The sequence below is a fragment of the Chloroflexota bacterium genome, assembly GCA_016197225.1.
GTDB lineage: Bacteria > Chloroflexota > Anaerolineae > Anaerolineales > VGOW01 > VGOW01.
Genome location: JACPWC010000112.1, coordinates 1 through 23,975, shown reverse-complemented (window position 1 = coordinate 23,975; position 23,975 = coordinate 1). Strand labels below are relative to the sequence as shown.

General features: G+C 58.0%; 23 protein-coding genes and 2 pseudogenes. All 25 read left to right on the top strand.

Annotated features, from left to right (window positions below):
• The first annotated feature begins 113 nt into the window (after positions 1–113).
• Positions 114–638 (top strand): annotated as a pseudogene (gene glmU / locus HYZ49_18240) (bifunctional UDP-N-acetylglucosamine diphosphorylase/glucosamine-1-phosphate N-acetyltransferase GlmU).
• A 6-nt stretch (positions 639–644) separates the two neighbouring features.
• Complete coding sequence (locus HYZ49_18235; protein ID MBI3244224.1) at positions 645–1,973, top strand: HlyC/CorC family transporter; 1,329 nt, start codon at positions 645–647, stop codon at positions 1,971–1,973.
• On the top strand, positions 1,970–2,371 hold the full coding sequence (cdd, locus tag HYZ49_18230) for a cytidine deaminase (GenBank protein ID MBI3244223.1): 402 nt from the start codon (positions 1,970–1,972) through the stop codon (positions 2,369–2,371). Before HYZ49_18235 ends, cdd begins: the two co-directional genes overlap by 4 nt.
• An 18-nt stretch (positions 2,372–2,389) precedes the next feature.
• Entirely contained in the window at positions 2,390–3,076 is a 687-nt protein-coding gene (locus HYZ49_18225; GenBank protein MBI3244222.1) for a hypothetical protein, read from the top strand.
• Between the two features lie 24 nt (positions 3,077–3,100).
• Complete coding sequence (recO, locus tag HYZ49_18220; GenBank protein ID MBI3244221.1) at positions 3,101–3,868, top strand: DNA repair protein RecO; 768 nt, start codon at positions 3,101–3,103, stop codon at positions 3,866–3,868.
• A gap of 1 nt (position 3,869) precedes the next feature.
• Positions 3,870–4,337: a nucleotidyltransferase domain-containing protein gene (locus tag HYZ49_18215; GenBank protein MBI3244220.1), complete on the top strand. Its 468-nt coding sequence runs from the start codon at positions 3,870–3,872 to the stop codon at positions 4,335–4,337.
• On the top strand, positions 4,324–4,779 hold the full coding sequence (locus HYZ49_18210) for a DUF86 domain-containing protein (protein MBI3244219.1): 456 nt from the start codon (positions 4,324–4,326) through the stop codon (positions 4,777–4,779). The genes HYZ49_18215 and HYZ49_18210 overlap by 14 nt, the downstream gene beginning before the upstream one ends.
• Positions 4,776–7,760, top strand: coding sequence for a glycine--tRNA ligase subunit beta (locus HYZ49_18205; protein ID MBI3244218.1), 2,985 nt, complete (start codon positions 4,776–4,778; stop codon positions 7,758–7,760). Before HYZ49_18210 ends, HYZ49_18205 begins: the two co-directional genes overlap by 4 nt.
• Positions 7,761–7,843: 83 nt before the next feature.
• Positions 7,844–9,847: a DNA primase gene (locus tag HYZ49_18200; GenBank protein ID MBI3244217.1), complete on the top strand. Its 2,004-nt coding sequence runs from the start codon at positions 7,844–7,846 to the stop codon at positions 9,845–9,847.
• 49 nt (positions 9,848–9,896) lie between these two features.
• Positions 9,897–10,250 (top strand): annotated as a pseudogene (locus tag HYZ49_18195) (hypothetical protein).
• A gap of 174 nt (positions 10,251–10,424) precedes the next feature.
• A complete protein-coding gene (gene rpoD, locus HYZ49_18190) occupies positions 10,425–11,594 on the top strand; it encodes an RNA polymerase sigma factor RpoD (GenBank protein ID MBI3244216.1) in 1,170 nt (389 codons plus the stop codon).
• A 95-nt stretch (positions 11,595–11,689) separates the two neighbouring features.
• Positions 11,690–12,085, top strand: coding sequence for an NADH-quinone oxidoreductase subunit A (locus tag HYZ49_18185; protein MBI3244215.1), 396 nt, complete (start codon positions 11,690–11,692; stop codon positions 12,083–12,085).
• Between the two features lie 73 nt (positions 12,086–12,158).
• The gene (locus HYZ49_18180; GenBank protein MBI3244214.1) at positions 12,159–12,641 is read left to right on the top strand and encodes an NADH-quinone oxidoreductase subunit B; all 483 of its coding nucleotides are present in this window, start codon (positions 12,159–12,161) and stop codon (positions 12,639–12,641) included.
• A gap of 5 nt (positions 12,642–12,646) precedes the next feature.
• A complete protein-coding gene (locus HYZ49_18175; GenBank protein ID MBI3244213.1) occupies positions 12,647–13,168 on the top strand; it encodes an NADH-quinone oxidoreductase subunit C in 522 nt (173 codons plus the stop codon).
• A gap of 3 nt (positions 13,169–13,171) precedes the next feature.
• On the top strand, positions 13,172–14,413 hold the full coding sequence (locus HYZ49_18170; GenBank protein MBI3244212.1) for an NADH-quinone oxidoreductase subunit D: 1,242 nt from the start codon (positions 13,172–13,174) through the stop codon (positions 14,411–14,413).
• 12 nt (positions 14,414–14,425) lie between these two features.
• The gene (locus HYZ49_18165) at positions 14,426–14,953 is read left to right on the top strand and encodes an NAD(P)H-dependent oxidoreductase subunit E (protein MBI3244211.1); all 528 of its coding nucleotides are present in this window, start codon (positions 14,426–14,428) and stop codon (positions 14,951–14,953) included.
• Between the two features lie 96 nt (positions 14,954–15,049).
• The gene (gene nuoF / locus HYZ49_18160; protein ID MBI3244210.1) at positions 15,050–16,366 is read left to right on the top strand and encodes an NADH-quinone oxidoreductase subunit NuoF; all 1,317 of its coding nucleotides are present in this window, start codon (positions 15,050–15,052) and stop codon (positions 16,364–16,366) included.
• A 19-nt stretch (positions 16,367–16,385) separates the two neighbouring features.
• Entirely contained in the window at positions 16,386–16,694 is a 309-nt protein-coding gene (locus HYZ49_18155) for a hypothetical protein (protein MBI3244209.1), read from the top strand.
• A complete protein-coding gene (locus HYZ49_18150; GenBank protein MBI3244208.1) occupies positions 16,678–17,346 on the top strand; it encodes a nucleotidyl transferase AbiEii/AbiGii toxin family protein in 669 nt (222 codons plus the stop codon). Before HYZ49_18155 ends, HYZ49_18150 begins: the two co-directional genes overlap by 17 nt.
• A 9-nt stretch (positions 17,347–17,355) precedes the next feature.
• Entirely contained in the window at positions 17,356–19,422 is a 2,067-nt protein-coding gene (gene nuoG / locus HYZ49_18145) for an NADH-quinone oxidoreductase subunit NuoG (GenBank protein ID MBI3244207.1), read from the top strand.
• A gap of 159 nt (positions 19,423–19,581) precedes the next feature.
• Positions 19,582–20,655 (top strand): NADH-quinone oxidoreductase subunit NuoH, encoded by a 1,074-nt coding sequence (gene nuoH, locus HYZ49_18140; protein MBI3244206.1) that lies wholly within the window; start codon positions 19,582–19,584, stop codon positions 20,653–20,655.
• A 6-nt stretch (positions 20,656–20,661) separates the two neighbouring features.
• Positions 20,662–21,162 (top strand): NADH-quinone oxidoreductase subunit NuoI, encoded by a 501-nt coding sequence (gene nuoI / locus HYZ49_18135; protein MBI3244205.1) that lies wholly within the window; start codon positions 20,662–20,664, stop codon positions 21,160–21,162.
• Positions 21,163–21,221: 59 nt separating this feature from the next.
• Complete coding sequence (locus tag HYZ49_18130; protein ID MBI3244204.1) at positions 21,222–21,767, top strand: NADH-quinone oxidoreductase subunit J; 546 nt, start codon at positions 21,222–21,224, stop codon at positions 21,765–21,767.
• Positions 21,768–21,794: 27 nt separating this feature from the next.
• Positions 21,795–22,139 (top strand): NADH-quinone oxidoreductase subunit NuoK, encoded by a 345-nt coding sequence (gene nuoK / locus HYZ49_18125; protein MBI3244203.1) that lies wholly within the window; start codon positions 21,795–21,797, stop codon positions 22,137–22,139.
• Between the two features lie 2 nt (positions 22,140–22,141).
• The coding region (locus HYZ49_18120) for an NADH-quinone oxidoreductase subunit L (protein MBI3244202.1) at positions 22,142–23,975 on the top strand (1,834 nt) is incomplete at its 3' end.

Here is a 23,975-nt window from a genome sequence, read left to right as displayed (position 1 = left end):
TGTGATTTTGAATAACTCTAAGAAAATTTCAACTTAGCAAGTAAAAATATAAATTCTAATTAAATTTGAATGAGTTTAAGTAAATATTAAAATTTAAAATTGAAATTTAAAGGCCCAACACTCAAATCGTCGGCCAAACCGTCGTCGGCGGGGGGTGCGTGATCGGCCCCAACACTTTGATCCGCGACAGCGCCATCGGCAACGACTGCAAGATCATGGCCTCGGTGATCGAAGACGCCAAAGTGGAAGACGGGGTTGAGATCGGGCCTTACGCCCACTTGCGCCGGGGGGCGCACCTGGCCAGCGGGGTTCACCTGGGCAACTTTGGCGAAGTGAAGGACTCCTATCTTGGGCCGGGCGTGAAGATGGGGCACTTCTCGTACATCGGCAATGCCACCGTTGGCGCGCATACGAACATTGGCGCCGGCACGATCACTTGCAACTACGACGGCCACAAGAAAAGCCCGACCGTGATCGGCGAGGACGCTTTCATTGGCAGTGACACGATGCTGGTTGCGCCTGTGACTCTGGGGGATCGGGCTGTGACCGGCGCGGGATCAGTGGTGACTAAAAACATCCCGGCGGATTCGCTGGCTGTCGGCCTCCCGGCCAGAGTGATTCGGAGGAAAAGCGCGTAACACAAGATGAGCGGTTTGGCAGTTGATGTCCTGATTACATTTATCCTGGTTGGCATTGACGGCGTGCTGGCCGCGGCCCGTTCGGCGTTTTTGAATGCGCGCCGGGCGCGCCTGCAAAAAATGGCCGAGGCCGGTGAGAGCGGGGCGGCCCTGGCCCTCAAAGTGGCGCAAGACTCTGCGCCGCTGATCGCCACCATCCGGTTGGCGCAAACACTATGCCGGTTTTTTACTGCCGGGGTGGCAACGTTCTTCTTTGCTCCGCCCCTGGCGCAGTTGCTCGACATTTGGCTCTCGTTGGAGATTGCTCAAACGACGGGCATTGCCGTGGCGGCTGTGGCCGGGGTGGCCGCCATTGCCGTGGTGGTCTGGGTGGAAATGGTTCCCGAATCGTTGGTGTTGCGCGAGGCCGAGGCGTGGGCGATCCGGCTGGCGCCACTGATGCAATTTCTAGAGTGGACGTTCACGCCGTTGGTGAGGCTGTCGGTGTGGGCCTCAGGCATGATTGCCGTGCCGCTCGGCGGGCGCATGCCGCAGATCGTCACCGAAGAAGAAATCAAGACGATGGTGGACGCCGGCGAAGAGGGTGGGGTGATCGAAGAGGAAGAGAAGGACATGATCTACTCCATCTTCCAGTTCGCCGACACCCTGGCTCGTGAAGTGATGGTGCCGCGCATTGACATGCTGGCTCTCGAAGTGGAAACGCCCGTCACCGAAGCTGTGGATGCTGTGCTATCGGCGGGCCATAGCCGCATTCCGATTTACGCCGAGACGGTGGACAACATCGTCGGCGTGCTTTACGTCAAAGACCTGTTGCGCGTGTGGCACGAAGGTCAGACGCGCAGTCTGCGCGAGTTGCTGCGCCCGGCCTACTTTGTGCCTGAAGCTAAGCCGCTCGACGACCTGTTGGCCGAACTGCAACAAAAGCGCGTTCACATCGCAATTGTGGTGGATGAATACGGCGGCACGGCGGGCCTGGTGACGCTGGAGGACATTGTCGAAGAAATCGTTGGCGAGATTCGCGACGAGTACGACGCCGCCGAGGAACTGCCTTACCAGCAGATGGGCGAGGGCGATTACATTTTTGACGGCGGCATTGACATTGACGACGTGAACGATTTGCTGGAGTCGAAACTGCCCAACGACGACGCCGACACCCTGGGGGGCTACATTTACGGCCAGTTGGGCCGTGTCCCCGGCCCCGGCGACCAGTTGGCAACCGACGGGCTGATGATGGAAGTGCAGAGTGTGGCCGGGCGGCGCATCCGTAAAGTTCGGGTGCGCCACACGCCGCCTCCGGCCAAAGCCGACTCAGAAGCTGAGGAAATTGAATCATGACCGACGATGTGCGCCAGAATTTGATTGAACGGGCGTTGGCGGTTCGCCAGTGGGCCTACGCGCCCTATTCGCATTATCACGTTGGGGCGGCTCTGTTGGCCGATTCGGGCCGGATTTACGACGGCGTCAACGTCGAGAACGCGGCTTACGGAAGCAGTATTTGCGCCGAGCGCGCGGCGCTGGTGAAAGCCGTCTCTGAAGGGGAACGGCGGTTTGAGGCAATCGTCGTCGCCACCAACAACGGCGGCTCGCCCTGCGGCTCGTGCCGCCAGATGCTGGCCGAGTTCGGCCTCGATCTGATCGTGATTCTGCTGGACAAGGAAGGCAACGTCATTCGCGAAACGACTCTGCGCGAGTTGTTGCCGGATGCGTTTACGCCGGATGCACTGCTCAAGTGAGCGTACTATAATTGAGCCATGACGAATTTGCCGGTGCCGCCCGCCATTGCCAAGATTGCCCCTGATGGCAACCTCACGCCGCGCCAGATGCGGCGTATTATGATTGATATTAGTTTGCGTAAGCAGAAACCAGGCGCCGGAAGTGCTCATGAGTTTTTGATAAGGAGGACTGCCTTGAATCCGTGGCCTGATTTACGCGATATTCTCAATGGCATTGATTGGGTATTAATTGGCGGCGTCGCTACTCGCGCCTACATGCCGGAGCGAATGACGAAAGATATGGATATTCTCGTTCGGTATGACGAGGGTGATGAAGCAATTGCCCGTTTGAAACAAGCAGGATATGTTGTGGTTTCTAAATTAGCAGTGCCGGGTTATCTATTAAGCTCCCCGGAAGGGGTACAAATTGACGTTTTGTTTGGAAAATATGGGTGGCTGGAAGAAGCGCTTGCCCAACATGAATATGATCCGGCTGGTTATCCAGTTATTAGTTTGCCTTACCTTGTTGTCTTGAAATTAGCGGCTTTGCGCGCTCAGGATACGGCAGACATTTCACGTATGGTCGGTTGGGCAGATGACGAAACACTGGAAAGGGTTCGCAAGATCGTAGCCCGCTATAGCCCTGAAGACAAAGAGGATTTGGAGTCGTTGATTTTCATCGGCAAGAAGGAAACAGAAATCCCTCCGAAAGACAGCGAGGATTGATCGCTGGCAAGGTATAATCCTGCCATGCCCTCCCGTGAGCGCACCTTTCGCACCGAAGCCATCGTCCTGCGGCGCAAAGATTTTGGCGAAGCCGACCGCCTGCTGACTCTTTTTACACCCGAAGCAGGCAAGATTCGGGCTGTGGCCAAAGGTGTTCGTAAACCCAAAAGCCGTAAAGCCGGGCATCTCGAACTGTATACACGCGCAACCTTGCTCGTGGCCAAAGGCCGCGACATGGACATCATCACCCAGGCCGAGACGGTGGAAGCCTACCGGCCTTTGCGCGAGGAGCTTTTGCGTTCAACCTACGGCTCGTACTGCGTCGAACTGCTCGACAAGTTCACGCCCGACGAAGCCGAGAACAAGCCGCTCTACGATTTGCTGACCCAGGCTCTGGGCTGGCTGGCCGAGACCAACGACCTGGCGATGGCAACGCGCTACTATGAATTACAAGTGCTGGGCATGGCCGGCTACCAGCTTGAGTTGTTCCGTTGCGTGGTGAAGGGTGAAACAGTCGTTGCCGAAGACCAATACTTTAGCCCCGAAGACGGTGGCGTGATCTGTCCGCGCTGTGGCGAGAACCGGCCCGGCGTCTTTCCTATCTCGCTCAACGCGCTCAAAGTTTTGCGCTTCATGCAGTCCAACCCTTACGAAGCCCTGCGCGACCTCAAACTTCGCCCGACCGTTCACGCCGAAGTGGAGCGGGTGATCTATCGGACGATCACCTTTCACCTGGAACGGCAGTTGAAGAGCGTGGAGTTTTTGAAGCTGGTGCGAAGGACGGCAGGGTGAGATGATAACCGACAACCGTTTGGATGAGTTGAAGAAAATCTTCGTCAAGCATGGAGTGGTGCTGGCCTATCTGTTCGGCTCGCAGGCTGAGGGCTTGGCTCGCCCATCGAGCGATGTGGATATTGCAGTGTTGCTTCCAGCAGACTTCCCGAGGGTCAAGTATTTCAGCGCTCGTTTAGCTTTGATCAACGATTTGACGCAGACACTTCGCCGGAACGATGTAGATGTGATTATTCTCAACGAAGCGACGGCGCTTCTAGCCCGCGAAATTGTTCGACATGGCAAAATACTTTATGAAGACGAAGCAACGCGCCCGGCCATTGATTTTGCTGTTCGCGCAATCAGTTACTATTTGGACACGGAACATTTTCGCAAACTGGCGCTCCATTATTTGAGCGAGGATATGGAGCGTTATCGGCTTAAACGCCAATCTACAATTTTGCGGGAGAAGAAAAATGATCAAGCCTGAGGTTGTTATTGGTCTATTGAGATCTCTACGAACGCAGATCGATCCTCTTCGTCCTCTGGAAGGCTCAGACCTCAAAGAATTGACGGCGGATCCCTTGCGCTGGAACGGCATTCTTCACTTGCTTCAGGTGAGCATTGAGCATGTGACTGACATCAGCACACACCTGTTGGTTGGGAAAAACATAGATGCGCCAGATAGCCATAGGCTGATTATTCGCAAGCTGGGCGAAGCCGGTTTTTTGCCTGACGAACTTGCTGAACGGCTCGCGCCGATGGCTAGTTTCAGGAACATCGTTGTTCATGACTATCTCACAATTGATCCCGCCATCGTGGCTGACATCCTGCAAAACCACCTGAATGACTTCGATGAGTTTGCGCTGCACATTTACGATTATCTTCGCCGTGAAGGACATTTACCCTCTTCTGACGAGAAACACGAATGACTTCCCCTCTCTCCTTCCAATCTATTATCATCACTCTAGAAAAATTCTGGGCCGAACGCGGCTGCCTGATCTGGCAGCCATACAATCATCAAGTAGGCGCGGGCACGATGAACCCGGCCACCTTCTTGCGCGTGCTGGGGCCGGAACCCTGGAACGTGGCTTATGCCGAACCGTCCATCCGGCCTGATGATGGCCGCTATGGCGAGAACCCCAACCGCCTGCAACAACACTATCAGTATCAAGTCATCCTCAAGCCCGACCCCGGCAACCCGCAGGAGCTTTACCTGCAATCGCTGGAAGCGCTCGGCATCAATCCGCGCCAGCACGACATCCGCTTTGTCGAGGACAACTGGGAGTCGCCCGCGCTCGGGGCGTGGGGCCTGGGCTGGGAAGTGTGGCTCGACGGGCAGGAGATCACCCAGTTTACCTACTTCCAGCAGGCGGGCGGCCTCACCTGTGACCCCGTCTCGGTTGAACTCACTTACGGCCTTGAGCGAATCGCCATCGCTTTGCAAAACGTCAAAGGCTTCCGCGAGATTCAGTGGAGCCAGGCGCTCAAATACGGCGACGTGAACTTGCAGGGCGAGCAGGAGCATAGCAAGTATTATTTTGAGATTGCCGACGTGGAGCGCCTGCGCCAGATGTACTCGCTTTACGAAGCCGAGTGCAAAGCGGCGCTGGCCGCCGGGCTGGTTCTGCCGGCTTATGATTACGTGCTCAAATGCTCACACACCTTCAACGTGCTCGACACACGCGGCGCGATTGGCGTGACCGAGCGAGCCGGCTTCTTTGGCAAGATGCGTGGCCTGGCGCGCGAGGTGGCCGAGGCGTATGTAGAGCAACGGAAGCAACTGGAATATCCATTCCTACAAACGACAAACGAAAGGCACAGCCCGCAAACAACGCGCGAACGTCAAACGACAAAACCCAATAACCAATTACCAATAACCGATCACTCTCAAACGCTTCTATTTGAAATTGGCGTCGAAGAGTTGCCCGCCGCCGACCTCGATTCGGCGCTCGCGCAGTTGCGTGAGCTTGCCCCGAAGATGCTGGCCGAGGCGCGGCTGACTCACGGCGAGTTGAAGGTGTATGGCACGCCGCGCCGATTGGCCGTGATGGCAAAAGAACTTTTGCCGCGCCAGCCGGATGCTGAACGAATTGTGCGCGGCCCGGCGGCAGATCGGGCGTTTGATAAAGATGGCAAGCCTACTCAGGCCGCCATCGGTTTTGCCAAAAAGAACAACGTGCCGGTGGAAGCGCTGGAGGTTCGTGACAACTACGTGGTGGCCGTCGTTCGCGAGACAGGCAAACCGGCGGTGGAAGTGTTGAGCGATCTCCTGCCCAGGATGATCGCCGCCATCAAATTCGACAAGACGATGCGCTGGAACGCGAGCGGCGTTGCTTTCTCGCGGCCCATTCGCTGGTTGGCGGCCTTGCTCGGTGAGGCCGTCATCCCCTTTGAATACGCCGGAGTGGAATCGGGCAACGTCTCGCACGGTTTGCGCCCGCTCGGCTCGCCAGAGATTCGGATCGAGTCGGCGGACAAGTATTTGGAGACGATTCGGGCGAACGGGATCGTGATCGACTCGGCGGAGCGGGGGGCATTAGTAGAGTCCGGGGCCAGGCAAGTGGCGGCCGCCACTGGTGGGGAAGCTCTGATCCAGCCCGACCTGTTGGCCGAAGTCACCAACTTGATCGAACAGCCAACGCCGTTGCTCGGCCAATTCGAGTCAGACTATTTGAGTCTCCCGGATGACGTGTTGATCTCGGTGATGAAGAAGCACCAGCGTTATTTCCCCGTTGTGAAACTTGGGAAGCTTCTGCCATATTTCATCGCCGTGCGCAACGGCGACGACCAGCATCTGGACATGGTGCGCGAGGGCAACGAGCACGTCATTCGCGCCCGCTTTGCCGACGCCAATTATTTCGTGCGCGAGGACGTGAAGCAGACATTCGAAGCGTTCCGGCCCAGGCTGAGCAAGCTGACGTTTCAGGCCAGGCTCGGCTCGATGCTCGACAAGTCGGAACGCATTCACAAGCTGGCCGGCACGCTGGCGACGATGCTGGCTCTGGATGGCAACCAGAAGAAGGATGTGCTGAGGGCGGCTTACCTGTGCAAGGCCGACCTGGCGACGCAGATGGTCGTCGAGATGACATCACTGCAAGGCATCATGGGCCGCGAGTACGCTCTGCGAAGCGGCGAGACCGAGGCGGTGGCGCGGGCGATTGGCGAGCAGTATCAGAGTGTGCCGTCGAGTAAACTTGGCCTGGCTGTGGCGTTGGCCGACCGGCTTGACTCGCTGGCCGGGCTGTTCGCCGCCGGACTGGCCCCGACCGGCGCGAAAGACCCGTTTGGTCTGCGGCGGGCGGCGCTGAGCGTGGTGCAGTCGCTCATGGAGCACGAAGTTGATTTTGATTTGCGTGTGGCCTTGCGGGCGGCGGGCGCGTTCCAGCCGATCCCGTTGAGCAACGAGACTTACGATCAGATTTCGGATTTCATCGCCGGGCGCTTGCGCGTTCTATTGATCGACTCCAGCTTCCGTTACGACGTGGTGGATGCGGTGCTGGCCGAACGTTGGCACGATCCGTATCAAGCGAAGAAGTCGGTGATGGAGTTGAGTGAGTGGGTGGCCCGGCCCGACTGGCCGACGACGCTGGCCGCGTACTCGCGCTGTGTGCGCATCACTCGCGACCAGAAGCAACAGTTTGAGGTGATCCCGGCCAACTTTGCGACCGAGGCCGAGAAAAACTTGTGGGACGCCTATCAGTCCGCGCCGACCACGTTGGAAGCCGTCACTTCGGCGGACGGCTTTCTCACCGCCTTCACCCCCCTCATCCCGGCCATCACCAAATTCTTCGATGAGGTGCTGGTGATGGACGAAGACGCGAAGGTGCGCGAGAACCGGCTGGGCTTACTGCAGAAGATTGCAGGCATGGCGAAGGGCGTGGCGGAGTTGAGCAGGTTGGAGGGATTCTAAATTGCACTCCTCCCCCTCGCCAGTTATAATCCCTCCCACGTCAGTCAATCTCAAATTCTCTAATCTCCAATCCTCCAATCTCTATGCCCGGCCCCGTTGACGAAATCAAAGCCCGAATAAATGCCGTCGAGCTAATTAGCGAGACGGTGAAACTGCGCCGCTCGGGGCGGACGTTCACCGGGCTGTGTCCCTTTCACGTTCACACCAAGAACACGCCCTCGTTCGTCGTCTGGCCGGAGAGCGGAACGTGGAAGTGCTTCGGGCAGTGCAACGAGGGCGGCGACATCTTCAAGTTCGTGATGAAGAAGGAGAACTGGGGCTTCCGCGAGGCGCTGGAGTTTTTGGCCGGGCGGGCCGGGGTGGAACTCAAGCAACGCACCCAGCAGGATGTCGAACGCGAAGAAGAGCACAAGCGCCTGCGTGATCTGCTGACGCTGGCGGTGACGTATTATCAGAATTTGTTAGTCAACGCCCCGCAGGCACAGGCGGCTCGCGAACATTTACAGAAACGCGGGTTGAAGCCGACAACGCTGGAGACGTTCGAGTTGGGCTACGCCCTCCCTGCCTGGGATGCGGCGCAGAAGTTTTTCGCCGAGCGCGGCTTTACCCAAAAGGAAATGCTGGATGCCGGGCTGATCATTCAAAAAGACCCTTCGACACTCCTTTCAGTCGCAGGGCAAGTTGGCTCGACGCGCGACCGCTTCCGCAACCGGATCATGATTCCGATCCGGGACGGGCAGGGGAAAGTTGTGGGGTTTGGGGCGCGGGCGCTCGACCCGGACGACCAGCCCAAGTTCCTCAACTCGCCGCAGACGCCGCTTTTCAACAAAGGTGAAACCGTCTATGCCCTCGACCGGGCGCGCAAGGCCATCAGCGCCAGCGGCGTAGCCGTTCTGGTCGAAGGCTATATGGACGTGATGGCCGCCCACCAGGCCGGGTTCGCCAACGTGGTCTCGGCGATGGGCACGGCGCTGACTGAGACTCAACTGCGGCTGATCAAAAAATTTGCGAAGCGAATCGTGCTGGCCCTCGACGCCGACGCCGCCGGTGACAAGGCCACTTTGCGCGGCCTGTCGGTGGCGCGCGAGACGCTGGACCGTGATTACACGCCGTCGTTTGACGCGCGCGGCTTGATTCGCACCGAGAGCAAATTGCAGGCCGACATTCGGGTGTTCACTCTGCCGGAAGGACTCGACCCGGATGATGTGGTGAACAACGATCCTGAAGCCTGGCGGCAAGGAGTTGCAAACGCCACGCCCATCGTTGACTATGTGATTCGGGCGCTGACAGCGGATCACAATTTGGATGATCCCAAGATCAAGTCGGATTTGGCTGACGAGATTTTGCCGATCATCAACGATGTAGCCGACCCGGTTGAGCGTGACGCTTACCGGCAAAAGCTGGCGCGGGTGTTGAAGGTTGATGAGCGGGCGCTGGCGCAAAAAGCCGCGGCGGCTGGACAAAGTAAGAAGCAACCCCAGCAGAGGCGGCCAGCCCCGACTCCGATTCCGCCGCCGCCCGACACAGATTGGGAGGCCGAGCCGGCTCCCCCGGCTGAGGAAAGTCCATTTGCCGAATCGGCGGTTGATCGGTTAGAGTCCTACTGCCTGGGGGCGCTGGTTCGTCACCCCGATCTGGTTGCCAAAGCGGATCGACAATTACGAGCGATGAGTCTGCCGCCGCTGGCGGCGGACGATTTCAATCACACCGATTTTCAAATTGTTTTTTTGGCGCTCAAGGCGGCGCTGGATCAGGATCAGCTTGAGCCGAATGCGCACGTGTCTTTGCATTTGGAAGAGTCGCTGGCCGGACGATTGCAAGCCTTGATGGACGACTCCGAGACGATCATTGCCGAAGATCAGGAGCGGGTGGACGATGTGTTATTTGCGGTGATCCGGTTGCGCGACCGGGGCGTGGACAGCGCCCTTAACGAAGTGCGCTTTTTGCAGCAGGAAGCGCAGGATGAGCCGGAGCTGGTGGAAGTGTACCGGAACCAGGCCATGAGTTTGATTCAGGCCAAGCAAAGTTTGACGCGCGCCCGCCGGCGTTACACAAGTCGGATGGAACGGCTGAGTGAAACGGGGTGAGCCAGCGGTGAAGAACCCAAAACTACTTTCTTCGACCAAGAAGCCGCGCATGACAAAAGTGGATGACGATTCGCCGGACGAGCCTCAAATGACTGAAACACCCGAGGCCGTCAAAGAAAAAGTTGCGCTGATCCTGTCGCGCACCATCAACGTCAAACCGCCGGCTCTCAAAGCCGAGCGCGACGACGAGGACGTTGACGATCTGCTTGACGACGACCTTGACGGCGAGGAGCCGCCAGAGGAAGAACTGGAGGAGATTGCCGACGATGAGTCGTTGCGAGAAGAACGGCTGGCGCTGGCCGGGCTGGAACTTTCGGATGACCCGGTGCGGCAGTACCTCAAAGAGATCGGCCAGACGCCGTTACTGAATCCCACCCAGGAGATCTGGCTTTCGACTCAGATCGCGGCGGCGCACAAGTTGTTGAAACTGCGCAAGGCCGAGATTGTGGCCGGGCGCAACCCGGTGGGGGCGGGGGCGCTGGTGGAGGCCTGGGAGCAAATGGTGGTGGCCTGGGCCAAGGCGGTGGAAGACACAAAGCGTTTGCACAAGCCCATCGTGAATTTTTCGGCGCTGGTGATGGAGGCCGTTGACTTGCGACGGGCCTGGCAGGGCGAGAAGCCGTCGGCGTTGCGCGCCTGGCTGGACAACGGCGATTGGGGACGTGATCCGGCCTGGACGAAGGTGGCCGAGCACGGGTTTGAAGTCTTCCTGTTGTTGTACTTGATGCCCCACGCCGTCAAACTCAAACTGGAAGCGGCCACCAGGCCGCCTGAGCCGAAGACTGCGAAGCGCAAACCTAAAGGCGCAAAGAAGCCGGCTAAGAAGACGCCGGCCAAACAAAAGCTGGTGGAACTGCCCAGGACTCGTTCCATTAAAAGCTGGATGCCGGATGAGGCCGAGATCGAAGCCGAGTTCGCCGAGATCAACCAGCGGGCGGGGGAGGCCAACAACGCTCTGGTGCGGGCCAACCTGCGGTTGGTGGTGAGCGTGGCCAAACGCTACATCGGGCGCGGCATTTCGTTCCTCGATCTGATCCAGGAGGGCAACATTGGCCTGCTGAGGGCGGTGGAGAAGTTCGACCCAACCAAAGGTTTCAAGTTCAGCACTTATGCCACCTGGTGGATCCGGCAGGCCATCAGCCGGGCCATCGCCGACCAGGCGCGCACGATCCGCATTCCCGTTCACATGGTGGAGACGATTCACAAGCTGACGCGGATTCAGCGGCAGTTAACGCAAGAGTTGAGCCGCGAGGCCACGGCGGACGAAGTGGCGCTGGAGATGGAATTGCTCACGCCGGAAGAAGTGCAAACCATCAAGGCGGCCCGGCGGGCGGGCGAGCGGCCTGAAATTGATCTGGATCGCAAACTGCGGCGGGCGGCGGCCAAGGTGCGCAAGATCATGCGCCTGTCGCAGGAACCGATGTCGCTGGAAATGCCGGTGGGCGCTGAGGAGTCGAGCCTGCTTGGCGACTTCATCGAAGACGAAACGATCCCGGCCCCGGCGGATGCCGCCTCGCGGCAACTGCTCAAGGAGCAGGTGACCAACGCTTTGTCGGTGCTCACCGACCGCGAGCGCGAAGTGTTGCAAATGCGATTCGGCCTTTTGGACGGCATGGATCACACGCTGGAGGAAGTGGGCCAGCACTTCAAGGTGACTCGTGAGCGCATCCGCCAGATTGAGGCGAAAGCCCTGCGTAAACTGCGGCACCCCACGCGGAGCCGGCAGTTGAGAGATTATTTGGGTTGATCTCACCTCCTCGACAATTCCGACACTTTTTGTTTGACACCCCGATCTGCTTGTGATAATATTTACACACTCCTTCCGCGTCAGGGACAATCTGAATGCCATCAGCGCCTCTTGATCAGTTATTCAAAGATTACCTTCCCATTCTCATTCTCCTCACAGTGGCTACAGGATTGGCCTTCCTGGTTGTGATCCTCGGCCACGCTATCGGCCCCCGCCGCGACACCAAACTCAAATTGATGCCCTACGAGTCGGGCATGAACCCCATCGGGCCAGCCGTGCGGCGGATGCCGGTGCGGTTCTACCTCATCGCCGTTCTCTTCATCCTGTTTGACATCGAAGTCGTCTTCTTCCTGCCCTGGGCCGTCGTCTTTTCGCAATACGTCAGAAACGGGCAGGCGCTGTTCATCCTGTTGGAAATGTTTGTCTTTATCGCCATCTTGCTGGTGGGTTACATCTACGCCTGGAAGAAAGACGCGCTGGAATGGGAGTGATTTAGTGGTTGGTGAATAGTGGTCAGTGGTTGGTAACTGATCACTGACCACCGACCACTGATCACTGGATAACATGGGACTCGAACAAAAACTTGGCAACATGGGGGTGGTGACGATGACGCTGGAACAGGCCGTAAACTGGGGCCGCACCAACGCCATGTGGCCGATGCTCTTTGGTCTGGCTTGTTGCGCCATGGAAATGATCGGCACTCAGGCTTCGAGCTACGACGTAAGCCGCTTCGGCATGGAGTTGATGCGGGCCTCGCCGCGCCAGAGCGACTTGATGATCGTCGCCGGGCGCGTCACCCGCAAGATGGCCCCGGTGTTGCGCCGCCTCTACGACCAGATGCCCGACCCGAAGTGGGTGCTGGCCATGGGCGACTGCGCCTCCTGCGGCGGCATCTTCAACAATTACGCCATTGTTCAGGGGGTGGATGAAGTGGTGCCCGTTGACGTGTACGTCGCCGGGTGCCCCCCGCGCCCCGAGGCCCTCATTCACGGCGTCATGACCTTGCACGAGAAAGTCCGCAAGGAAAAAATCTCCAGATGGAAGTAAAGCCGATGTCCCACGTTGATAAAACAATCACAACCATTCGCGCCAAATTCCCGGAAGCGATTGACGATCTCGTCGAGTTTCGCGGCGAGAAGACGTTGGTGGTGAAGAAGGCGGCGCTGGTGGAGGTTTGCCGCCTCCTCCACGACGACCCGGAGTTGAATTACAACCTGCTCGTTGACCTGGCCGGGGTGGATTATTACCCCGACGAGCCGCGCTTCGCCGTTTCTTACATTCCTTACGCGATGGCGGCCAACGCCCGCTTCCGCCTCAAAGTGTATACGAGCGACGACGAACCGGAACTGCCGACTGTGACCGGTGTGTGGCAGAACGCCGACTGGTACGAGCGCGAGGTGTGGGACATGTTCGGAGTCCGGTTCGCCGGTCACCCCGATCTGCGCCGCCTCCTGATGCCCGCCGACTGGGTGGGCCACCCGCATCGCAAAGATTACCCGCTCGGCTACGAAGAAGTGCAGTTCTCCTTTAACTGGCGCGAGATCGACGCCAAGAAGCCTTACGCGAAAGAATAACTCATGGCTGAACTCCGCGAAATCGAAGCAACGGTAGACGAACTCAAGCACTTGTTCAGCGACCGCGCCCAGAGCGGCGAGACGATGGTGCTCAACATGGGGCCGCAACACCCCAGCACTCACGGCGTCTTGCGCCTCATTGTCGAGTTGGATGGGGAAACGGTCATCCGGGCCATTCCCGACATTGGCTATTTGCACACCGGCGTCGAGAAGAACATGGAAGCCAAGACCTACCTCAAGGCTCTGGTGATGACCGACCGGCTCGACTACCTCAACAACGTCGGCAACAATCTGACGTATTGCCTGGCCATCGAAAAGCTGATGGAGGTGCAAGTGCCAGAGCGGGCGCAGGTCATCCGGGTGTTGATGGCCGAGCTTCAACGCATCGCCTCGCATCTCGTCTGGCTTGGCACGCACAGTATTGACCTGGCGGCGATGAGCATGTTGCTCTACTGCTTCCGTGAGCGCGAGTACATTATGGACATCTTCGAGATGGTGTCCGGCCAGCGGATGATGACTTCGTACATCCGCCCCGGCGGCTTGTGGCGCGACGTGCCCGCCGGTTTTGAAGACACCGTCTCGTCCTTCCTCGACTATCTGCCAGCCAAACTCGACGATTACGAGCGACTGCTCACCAACAACCCCATCTTCAAGCAACGGACGCAAGGCATCGGTTACATCAGCGCCGAAGACGCCATCAAGTGGGGCATGAGCGGCTCGTCTCTGCGCGGGTCGGGCGTGAACTACGACGTGCGCAAGGCCATGCCTTACAGCGGCTACGAACAGTATGAGTTCGACGTGCCGCTGGAGACGGGCGGCGACGTGTATTCCCGCTTCCGGGTTCGGATGCGCGAGTTCCACGAGTCGATCAAGATTTGCCGCCAGGCCCTGGCCCGGCTCTCGAAGACCAAAGGCCCGGTGATCACCGCCGACCGCAAGGTGGCTCCGCCACCGCGCTCGGAACTGGGCACGAGCATGGAGTCGCTCATTCACCACTTCAAGCTGTGGACCGAGGGCTTCTCGGCCCCGAAGGGCGAAGTGTACGCGGCAACCGAATCGCCCCGGGGCGAGTTGGGGGTATATCTTTCAAGCGACGGCGGCCCCAAACCGCACCGCGTCCATTTCCGCCAGCCGTCGTTTGCCAATCTGCAAGCCCTCACCTTCCTCAGCGAGAATCACCTGGTGGCCGATCTGGTGGCCATCATTGGTAGTATTGATATTGTGCTCGGAGACGTGGACAGGTAGTCGAGTAGTCTTGTGGTCAAGTCGTCGGGTGGTCTGGAGGCAACATTGCTCTACGAAAAGTATCACGATCAAATTGAATCAACTCTGGCAAAATATCCCGCCGATCAGAAACGATCGGCGGTTATGCCGCTTTTGTACCTCGCGCAATCGGAGTATGGCTATGTGACGAAAGAGGCGATGGAGGAAGTGGCGGCTATTTTGGAGATTGAGCCGACTCAAGTGGCCTCCATCGTCGGCTTCTATTCGCTCTACTACGATCATCAGGCAGGCCAGCATCGTATTCAAATCTGCACCGACCTGCCGTGCGCCCTGCGCGGGGCTGACAAGTTTGCTGAAGACTTGTGCAAGAAGTTTGGCGTGAAGCTGGGCGAGACGACGAAAGACGGCCAGTTTACCATTGAGGGCGTGATGTGCCTCGCCGCTTGCGACAAAGCGCCGATGTTCCAGGTACAGAACAAGGACGGCATTTTCTACCACGAGAACCAGACGGTGGAATCGGCGGCGGCGATGATGGAAGAGTACAGGACGAAGACGAAATAACAAGTGGTGCGTATTGTGTAGTTCGTGTTGCGTATTCCGCTGGCGGGGAGCGGGCGCAATAGACGATACGCATTACGCAATACGGATTGCGGGATTATGGAACACATCGTACTGCGTCACCGGGACATCCCGGACATTGATCAGTTGGACGTGTATCTGGCCAACGGCGGCTTCGAGGCGTTCAAGAAGGTCGTCACTTCGATGAAGCCGGAAGAAGTGATAGATGTCGTGAAGGCTTCCGGCTTGCGCGGGCGGGGCGGGGCGGGCTTCCCCACCGGAGTCAAATGGTCGTTCCTCACCAAAAACCGGCCTGCCTATTACGTCGTTTGCAATTCAGACGAGTCGGAGCCGGGCACGTTCAAAGACCGCGAGATTATGGAGAAGAACCCGTTCCAGTTTTTGGAAGGGCTGATGATTGCCTCTTTCGCCGCCCGTGCCAATATAGCCTACAACTACATGCGCGGCGAGTTCTGGCCGGTGGCGGTAGAACTGGACAAGAAGATTGCCGAATTGAGGCAACGCGGCTTCCTGGGCAAGAATCTCTTCGGCACGAGCTACTCGCTCGACGTTCATCTTCATCTCGGCGCGGGCGCTTACATTTGCGGCGAGGAGAGCGCACTGTTGGAGTCGCTGGAAGGCAAGCTGGGCCAGCCTCGCCTCAAGCCGCCCTTCCCGGCGGACAAGGGCCTCTACCAGATGCCGACGGTGGTGAATAACACCGAGACGTTGACCAACGTGCCGCTGATCATCTCGCGCGGCGCAGACTGGTATCAGTCAGTTGGCGTAAAGAACAGCGCCGGAACGAAAGTGATGTGCCTCTCCGGCCACGTGAACAAGCCGGGCAACTATGAACTGCCGTTCGGGGTTACGTTGAGAGAGGTGATTTACGATCACGCCGGCGGCGTCCCCGGCGACAAAAAGGTGAAGGCGGTGATGCTGTCCGGGGCCTCGTCGGTGGTGTTGAAGGCGTCCGACGATATTCTGGATATGAAGCTGGATTACGACTCGGTGGCGGGCAAGGGCGCGGCGCTCGGCTCGGCTTCCATCATCATCATGGACGAGACGGTGGACCTGGCCTGGGTGATGCTCAAGACCTCGCGTTTCTTCAAGCACGAGTCGTGCGGCAAATGCACGCCCTGCCGCGAGGGCACTTACTGGATGTTGCACATTCTGGAGCGGCTGAACAAGGGCGAGGGGACGAAGGCCGACATTGATTTGCTTAACTCGGTGGCGAGCCAGGTTCAGAACAAATGCCTGTGTCCGCTGGGCGAGTTCGCGGTGACGCCGGTGCTCTCCAGCCTCAAGACTTTCCGCGCTGATTTTGACGGGCACGCGAAAGATGGGGGCGCAAAGCCCAAGCCGGCGGCGGCAAAGCCTGCGTCGAAGAAGGCCGAAGTGGCGGCAGGGGATTAGGCTCATTAAGGTAAAACAAATGGCCGACAACGTATCTGACCCAACGGCCAAACTGAAAAAGGCCAAGCCATATTTCATCTGGAATGCCGATCTCTCTGACGGTGATGTTCAGGCGATCTTGACCGGCCAAAAGGGCGAATTGGAAAAAGCGCAAATGATTGCCCATATCATGCAGAATGCGCGATTTGAGGATATTTGGAAGTATTTGAAAGTTGCCGATATCGTAAGCAATTGGCCTTTGATCAAACGGATGCTTTGGCCAAGAGAGTCTGGAGAATTGTGGGCCTGGGCTCTGCAAGTTTGGGGCTGGGATGTCAAGTATTTTTAGCGCCCTTGAACGCGAACTGGTAGAAGCTTTCTTTACTCTGGAAGGTTCTGAAAGCTTCGTGTTGACCGGTGGAGCGGCGCTGGCCGAGTTTTACTTTCAACATCGCCTGAGCAATGATCTTGACTTGTTCACGCTGAGTCAACAGGATTTTATTGAAGTAGGAAGGCAGTTAGATAGCTTAGCCGAGAAGACGCACGCAGAAGAAAAGCCCATTCGCACTTTGGCAACACTCAACCAAGTTTATTTCGTGCGCGATGGAAAAGAAATCAAATTGGACATAGTGCGCGATAGTGGCCCGCAGTTTGGCAATCCGCAAATCAGGGAAAGAATCCGAATCGACTCTTTGGAAAACATCGGCGCAAACAAAATAACTGCTCTATTCGGACGCGCGGCGTTTCGAGATTACGTGGACTTGTACTTCATTTTGCGAGAAGGCGGTTTTAGTTTTGAGCATTTGTTGAATCTGGCGAAGCAAAAGGACAGTGGTTTGCAGGAGTTTTATCTTGCTGGCTGGATAAAACAACAGACACCAAGATTGCAAACGCCGCCCACAATGCTGAAGCAGGTAGACTTCGATGAAATGAAGAAATTTTTTCTTCGACTGGCTGATGAATTGATGGCAGGCCAGAACCCAGACAAGTTATCGGAATAGACACTCACTATGCCTGATCTGGTCAAACTCAAAATTGACGAAGTAGAACTGGAAGTCCCCAAAGGCACGCTGGTGGTGGACGCCGCCAAGCGGGTGAACAACGACATCCCTGTGTTCTGCTACCACCCCAAACTGCAACCGGTTGGCATGTGCCGCATGTGTCTGGTGGAAGTCGGGCGGCCCCAGCGTGACCGGGCCACTGGCCAGTTGGTGTTGGACGAAAACGGCCAGCCCAAGATCGCCTACGGCGCAAAACTGGAGACGGCCTGCACCTTGCCCGTCGAGCCGGGCATGCACGTCCGAACTGCGAACGACAAAGTGAGCGCGGCCCGCAAGGACGTGGTCGAGTTCATTCTCACCTCGCACCCGCTCGACTGCCCGATCTGCGACAAGGGCGGCGAGTGCCCGCTGCAAAACCTGACGATGCGGCACGGCCCTGGCGCAAGCCGCTTCCTCTTCGGCGAGAAAATGCATCTCGACAAGCACGTTCCGCTGGGCACTGAAGAGAACGCGCTGATCTATCTTGACCGCGAGCGTTGCATCCAGTGCGCACGTTGCACTCGCTTCTCCGACGAAGTCGCCGACGACCACGTCATCGGCTTCTACGAGCGTGGGCGCAAGCTGGAGATCGTCACTTTCTCCGAGCCGGGCTTCGACTCCAAGTTCTCCGGCAACACCACCGACATCTGCCCGGTCGGCGCGCTCACCACCGCCGACTTCCGCTTTCAAGCCCGCCCGTGGGAACTGATCAACTCGGCTTCCATCTGCACCCACTGCCCGGTCGGTTGCAACCTGCACCTCAACACCCGCCGCAGCGGCCTCTCCGGCAAGTTCGAAATCAAACGGGTGATGCCCCGCCAAAACGAGCAGGTCAACGAAATCTGGATTTGCGACAAGGGCCGCTTCGGCCACCACTTCACCGCCAGCCCGGATCGGCTCACCACGCCGCTGATCAAAAAGAACGGGAAGCTCGAAGAGGCAAGTTGGGATGAGGCGCTCGATCTGATCATCAGCAAACTAAAGACGGCTGGCAGTTCGGTGGCGGGACTCGCGGGTGGCCGTCTCTCGAACGAAGACCTTTTCTCTTTCAATAAGCTGATCACTGGCCTCGGCGGCCAGACTCAACTTTATTCGCGAATGGGCGGCGGCGACCTGGTGCAAAAGGTCGGCCTGGGCGCTGGCTCTAACTTTGGCGCGATGGGCGCTGGCGCAACGATCGTCGTCGTGGCTTCTGATCTCGAAGAAGAAGCGCCGGTCTGGTGGTTGCGCGTCAAACAAGCGGCTCAACGCGGGGCGAACCTGATAGTGGTCAATGCTCGCTCGACGAAACTCGACCGCTACGCCAAGCAGAAAATCACTTACGCTTACGGCGGCGAAGCAGACGCCGTGAACGGCCTGGCCGAGACAGCCGCCAAAGCCGAGAATCTCGTTATTATGGTTGGCGGTGAAGGTATGGACTTCACTGCCTCAACCGCGCTGGCTCAGACATGCGCCAACTTGCTGGTCAACACCAGGCATGTGGGCAAGCCGAACAATGGCCTGGTTGTGGTGTGGGGCCATGCCAATGATCAGGGCGCGTGGGACATGGGCGTGAAGCCAAACGGCGAAGGTTTGCCGGAGTCGAAAGTGTTGTTTATAGCAGCGGCTGACCCGGTTGGCGACGGCCAAACCTCGCCCGGCGCTTCGTTCAAAGTCGTCACCGAACTCTTCCTCACCGCCACCGCCAAAGAGGCCGATGTCGTCCTCCCGGCCCAAGCCTTCACCGAACGCGAAGGCACGTTCACTAACGGCGAGCGGCGCGTGCAACGCTTCTACCCGGCAGTGCCGGCGCTGGGCCAGAGTTGCGCCGATTGGCAAATCTTTACCCGACTCGGCGAGAAGATGGGGCAGGGCAAGGCCAAAGCCGGCGCGGCGGCCATCATGCTTGAGATTTCCAAAGCCGTGACTCAGTATTCCGGCCTTACGTATCAATCGCTGGCTCGAGTTGAAAAGCAATTCCCGGACGTGGGCGGCGCGGACTTGTACTACGGCGGCACGGCCTTTGAGAACACAGCGGGCCTGGGCGTGCAAGCCTGAGGGGGCGGTGCTGGTGCCGCAAAGTCTTGGCGGCCCGGCGCTGGCTGGCGCGGCGGGCGCGACAGTTCGCAAGGCTGGATGAAATAACTAATAACCAATAACTAATAATTTATTTCAGTTATTGGTTATTAGTTACCGGTTATTAATTGAGCGAAGCTTATGGAACTCAGAACCTTTATCGAAGTTGGCCTGGCCGCGCTTGTCAAAAGCGTATTGCTGGCTTTTGTTCTGCTAACGTCTTTTGCCTACATGACCCTGGCTGAGCGCAAGGTGGTGGCCTGGATGCAAGTGCGCATCGGCCCCAATCGGGTCGGGCCGTTTGGCTTCTTCCAACCGCTGGCTGATGGCCTCAAGTTGTTTTTGAAGGAAGAATTGATTCCTTCCGGAGCCGATCGGGTGATGTTCGTGATCGCGCCCATCATCACGGTCATCCCGGCTCTGGTGATTTTGGCCGTCGTGCCCTTCGGGCCGCCGATTGAACTGTTTGGCTTCAAAGTGCCGCTGGTGGTCGCCGACATCAACGTGGGCTTGCTGTATATCCTCTCGGTGGCCTCCATTGCCGTTTATGGCATTGTGCTGGCCGGGTGGTCGTCGAACAACAAATACGCCATGCTCGGCGGCCTGCGCTCCTCGGCGCAAATGGTGAGCTACGAAATTGCCCTCGGCTTGTCCATCGTCGGGCCGATCCTGCTCGCCGGTTCGATGAGCGTGCAGGATATTACCCTGTCGCAGACCCGGTTGTGGAATGTAGTGCTTCAGCCGGTCGGGGCCGCCGTCTTTCTGATTGCGGTGCTGGCTGAAGTGAACCGCGCCCCGTTCGACATGCCCGAAGCCGAGCAGGAACTCACGGCCGGCTACCACACCGAATATTCAGGGATGAAGTTCGCCCTGTTCTTCATGGCCGAGTACATCAAGATGGTGGCCGTCAGCGCGATTGGCACCGCCCTCTTTTTCGGCGGCTATCTCGGCCCGTTCATCAACGAAATATCGCCCTGGGTGATTAACGGCCTGCCGGTGGGAAGCTGGCTGGCCGGTTTGCTGGGCGTGACTTATTTCAGCTTGAAAACCATTTTCTTCCTGTTCTGCATGTTATGGCTCCGGGCGACCCTGCCGCGCCTGCGATACGATCAACTCATGCGCTTTGGCTGGAAGGTGATGTTGCCTCTGGCGCTGGCGAACATCGTCATCACCGCCCTGGCCGTCGCGTTGTTCCCTGGGCTGTTGCAAGGATAAGAGGCTATTATGTTTGAAATTGTGAAAGGACTCGGCACCACCCTCAAGCACATGTTTGAGGAGCCGGTCACCATTCAATATCCCGAAGTCAAACGCCCGGTGCGCGAGCGCTTCAAGGGCCGCCACGAACTTAAGCGCTACGACAACGGTTTGGAGAAGTGCATCGGCTGCGCCCTGTGCGCGGCGGCCTGCCCGGCAGACGCCATCTTCGTCGAGGCGGCGGAGAACACCGACGATATACGTTATTCTCCGGGCGAGCGATACGCCCGTGTCTACGAGATCAACATGTTGCGCTGTATCTTCTGCGGCTTCTGCGAGGACGCCTGTCCCACCGAGGCCATTGTGCTGGAGAGTAGCTACGAACTATCCTACGTTGACCGCGAGTCGGCCATCTTCACCAAAGACAAACTCATCGTGCCGGTTCCGGCGGACGGCCAGCCCACGCCGCAGAAGGTGGAGCCAGGCAAGTTTGACCGGGCTGTTCCGGAAATGAAAGACCCAACGTAATAACCAATAACCAATTACTCTGTAGTGAGTAATTGGTTATTGGTTATTGGTTATTGCATATGACTCTCGAACTCATTCTCTTCCTTGTCCTCGCCATCATCGCCGTGACTGCCGCTCTAGCCATGTTGTTGAGCACCAACGCCATTTACTCGGCCCTGTTCCTGATCTTGAATTTCGCCGTCGTCTCGGTGTTTTACCTGATCCTGAATGCGCCCTTTATCGCCATGGTGCAGGTCACGGTCTACGCCGGGGCGATCATGGTGCTCTTCCTGTTCGTCATCATGTTGCTGGGCGCAGAGCGGTTGACTCAGCCGCAAGGTTACATGCCCTGGCAAAGGCCGCTGGCAATTTTGCTGGGCCTGGCCCTGCTCGGGGTAACAGTGACGGCCCTGGCCTCAAAAGGAGTCGGGGTTGCGCCCGAAGCCTTCCAACCGGCCATTGTCAAAGCCTTCGGCAGTCCGCTGGAGATCGGCAAGCAATTATTTACCGCCTACCTCTTCCCATTTGAAGTGACGTCGTTCCTGCTGTTGGTGGCCATGATCGGGGCCATCGTGCTGACGAAGGAAGAGAAGGCTAAACTTCAGAGACGGTCGCCCCGGCAATAACCAATTACTAATTACCAATCTCCCACGATGATCCCCACTTCCTACTACATCATCCTCTCGGCAGTCCTGTTCACCATTGGCGTGATGGGCGTCCTCGTCCGGCGCAACGCCATCATCATCTTCATGTCGGTGGAGTTGATGCTCAACTCGGCCAATTTGGCCTTCGTGGCCTTTGCCCGGCAGTTTCAACCGGCGGTGGTGGAAGCGGGCAAATCCATCATCAGTCCGACGGCCATGTCCGGCCAAATTTTTGTTTTCTTCGTCATGACGGTCGCCGCCGCCGAGGTGGCCGTTGGCCTGGCCCTGATCGTCGCCATCTTCAAAACCAAGCACTCAATTGATGTTGACCAAGTGCATCAGTTGAAAGGGTAGAGATGCAAACTCTAGTTCCCCTGATTATCGTTTTCCCTGTTCTCGGCCTGCTGATCAACGTGCTGGCCGGGAAACGTATCGGCGACCCCTGGGCGGGCATCATCGCTTCGCTGGCTTCGGGCAGTGCGTTCGTCATCGCCGTTCTGCAATTTGTCGGCCTGGCGACCACCGGCTTTGAGCCGCAAGTCGTCAAAGTGGCTGACTGGATCGTGATCGGCCAACTCAACATCCCCTGGGCCTTCCAGGTGGACACGCTCTCGGTGACGATGATGTTGCTGGTGACGGGCGTGGGCACGCTCATCCACATTTACGCCGTCGGCTACATGAAGGGCGACGAGCGCTTCCACCGCTTCTTTATCTATCTCAACCTGTTCATTGCTTCGATGCTGGTGCTGGTGGCAGGCAACAACTACGTGATGCTCTTCGTGGGCTGGGAAGGCGTTGGGCTTTGCTCTTACCTGCTCATCGGTTTCTGGTTTGATCGGGGCGAGGACGGGGTGGCGAACGCTCGCGCCGGGCGCAAGGCCTTCGTCGTCAACCGCGTGGGCGACTTTGGTTTTGCCCTGGCCATGTTCCTGATCTTCTGGACGGCAAAAACGCTCACCTTTGCCGAGGTCTTCAAATTCTTTGAAGAGAACGGGACAACCCTCGCTCCGGTTGCCACTGCCATCACTCTGTTGATGCTGGTCGGCGTGGCGGGCAAGTCGGCGCAGATCCCATTGTTTGTGTGGCTGCCCGACGCGATGGCCGGCCCGACCCCGGTGTCGGCCCTCATTCACGCGGCCACGATGGTCACAGCGGGCATCTATCTCATCGTCCGCTCCAACGTTCTCTTCAATCTTGCGCCTGCTTCGCAAATGACAGTCGCCCTCGTCGGCGCAAGCACGGCGTTTGTGGCCGGGACGATTGCGTTAGGCCAATTCGACATCAAGCGTGTGCTGGCTTACTCGACGATTAGCCAGCTAGGCTTTATGGTGGCGGCGGCGGGCATGGGCGCTTACGTGGCCGCCATGTTCCATCTGCTGACGCACGCCTTCTTCAAGGCCCTGCTCTTCCTCTCGTCCGGCTCGGTCATTCATGGCATGGAGCATGGGCATCATGCGCTCGGTCACGGCGGCGGCGGTCACGATGACTCCCACGCCCCCGCACTCCCACACGCCCCAACTCATCACGAGCCGACGTTCGACGCGCAAGACATGCGCAACATGGGCGGCCTGCGTAAGCACATGCGAACGACGTTCTGGGTCTACTTGATCGGTGCGATTGCTTTGGCCGGCGTGTTTCCATTTGCCGGATTCTGGTCGAAGGACGAAATTCTAGCCGATGCCTGGTTGATCGGGAATGAAGGCCAGTGGCACGGTTGGGCCGTCTACGGCTTGTTGACCGTGGCCGCCTTCTTCACCGCCTTCTACATGGGCCGCCAAATCTTCATGGTGTTTTACGGCGGCGAGCGCACCGAGGCGGCCAAGCACGCGCACGAAAGCCCGGCGGTGATGACCGTGCCGCTGATCATTTTGGCCGTGCTCTCGACAGTCGGCGGCGCAATGAACCTGCCGAAAATTATTCCCGGCGGCGAAGTTTTAGGTCAGTGGCTTGAGCACACGGTTGAAGTGCATGCCCTTGATTTCAATTTCGTGGTAGCTGGCATTTCCACCGTCGTAGCTCTGTCAGGCATCGGTCTGGCCTACCTGGTCTACGGCCAGAAGCCGATGATGACCATGACCGACCCGCTGCAAAGCACTGGCGGCCTGTTCCGCTTCCTCAACGGCAAGTGGTTCATTGACGAACTGTACGAGCGCCTGATCACCGGCCCGATTGAAGCCCTAAGCAGTTTCA

Excerpts from the sequence above, each read along its gene's own strand:
- HYZ49_18175 (MBI3244213.1), top strand. The coding sequence starts at position 12,647 with ATGTCCCACGTTGATAAAACAATCACAACCATTCGCGCCAAATTCCCG.
- cdd (MBI3244223.1), top strand. The coding sequence starts at position 1,970 with ATGACCGACGATGTGCGCCAGAATTTGATTGAACGGGCGTTGGCGGTT.
- HYZ49_18235 (MBI3244224.1), top strand. The coding sequence starts at position 645 with ATGAGCGGTTTGGCAGTTGATGTCCTGATTACATTTATCCTGGTTGGC.
- HYZ49_18200 (MBI3244217.1), top strand. The coding sequence starts at position 7,844 with ATGCCCGGCCCCGTTGACGAAATCAAAGCCCGAATAAATGCCGTCGAG.
- HYZ49_18215 (MBI3244220.1), top strand. The coding sequence starts at position 3,870 with ATGATAACCGACAACCGTTTGGATGAGTTGAAGAAAATCTTCGTCAAG.
- nuoH (MBI3244206.1), top strand. The coding sequence starts at position 19,582 with ATGGAACTCAGAACCTTTATCGAAGTTGGCCTGGCCGCGCTTGTCAAA.
- HYZ49_18150 (MBI3244208.1), top strand. The coding sequence starts at position 16,678 with ATGTCAAGTATTTTTAGCGCCCTTGAACGCGAACTGGTAGAAGCTTTC.
- HYZ49_18155 (MBI3244209.1), top strand. The coding sequence starts at position 16,386 with ATGGCCGACAACGTATCTGACCCAACGGCCAAACTGAAAAAGGCCAAG.
- HYZ49_18225 (MBI3244222.1), top strand. The coding sequence starts at position 2,390 with ATGACGAATTTGCCGGTGCCGCCCGCCATTGCCAAGATTGCCCCTGAT.
- nuoF (MBI3244210.1), top strand. The coding sequence starts at position 15,050 with ATGGAACACATCGTACTGCGTCACCGGGACATCCCGGACATTGATCAG.
- HYZ49_18205 (MBI3244218.1), top strand. The coding sequence starts at position 4,776 with ATGACTTCCCCTCTCTCCTTCCAATCTATTATCATCACTCTAGAAAAA.
- HYZ49_18130 (MBI3244204.1), top strand. The coding sequence starts at position 21,222 with ATGACTCTCGAACTCATTCTCTTCCTTGTCCTCGCCATCATCGCCGTG.
- HYZ49_18210 (MBI3244219.1), top strand. The coding sequence starts at position 4,324 with ATGATCAAGCCTGAGGTTGTTATTGGTCTATTGAGATCTCTACGAACG.
- recO (MBI3244221.1), top strand. The coding sequence starts at position 3,101 with ATGCCCTCCCGTGAGCGCACCTTTCGCACCGAAGCCATCGTCCTGCGG.
- rpoD (MBI3244216.1), top strand. The coding sequence starts at position 10,425 with ATGGAGGCCGTTGACTTGCGACGGGCCTGGCAGGGCGAGAAGCCGTCG.
- HYZ49_18180 (MBI3244214.1), top strand. The coding sequence starts at position 12,159 with ATGGGACTCGAACAAAAACTTGGCAACATGGGGGTGGTGACGATGACG.
- HYZ49_18170 (MBI3244212.1), top strand. The coding sequence starts at position 13,172 with ATGGCTGAACTCCGCGAAATCGAAGCAACGGTAGACGAACTCAAGCAC.
- HYZ49_18185 (MBI3244215.1), top strand. The coding sequence starts at position 11,690 with ATGCCATCAGCGCCTCTTGATCAGTTATTCAAAGATTACCTTCCCATT.
- nuoK (MBI3244203.1), top strand. The coding sequence starts at position 21,795 with ATGATCCCCACTTCCTACTACATCATCCTCTCGGCAGTCCTGTTCACC.
- nuoG (MBI3244207.1), top strand. The coding sequence starts at position 17,356 with ATGCCTGATCTGGTCAAACTCAAAATTGACGAAGTAGAACTGGAAGTC.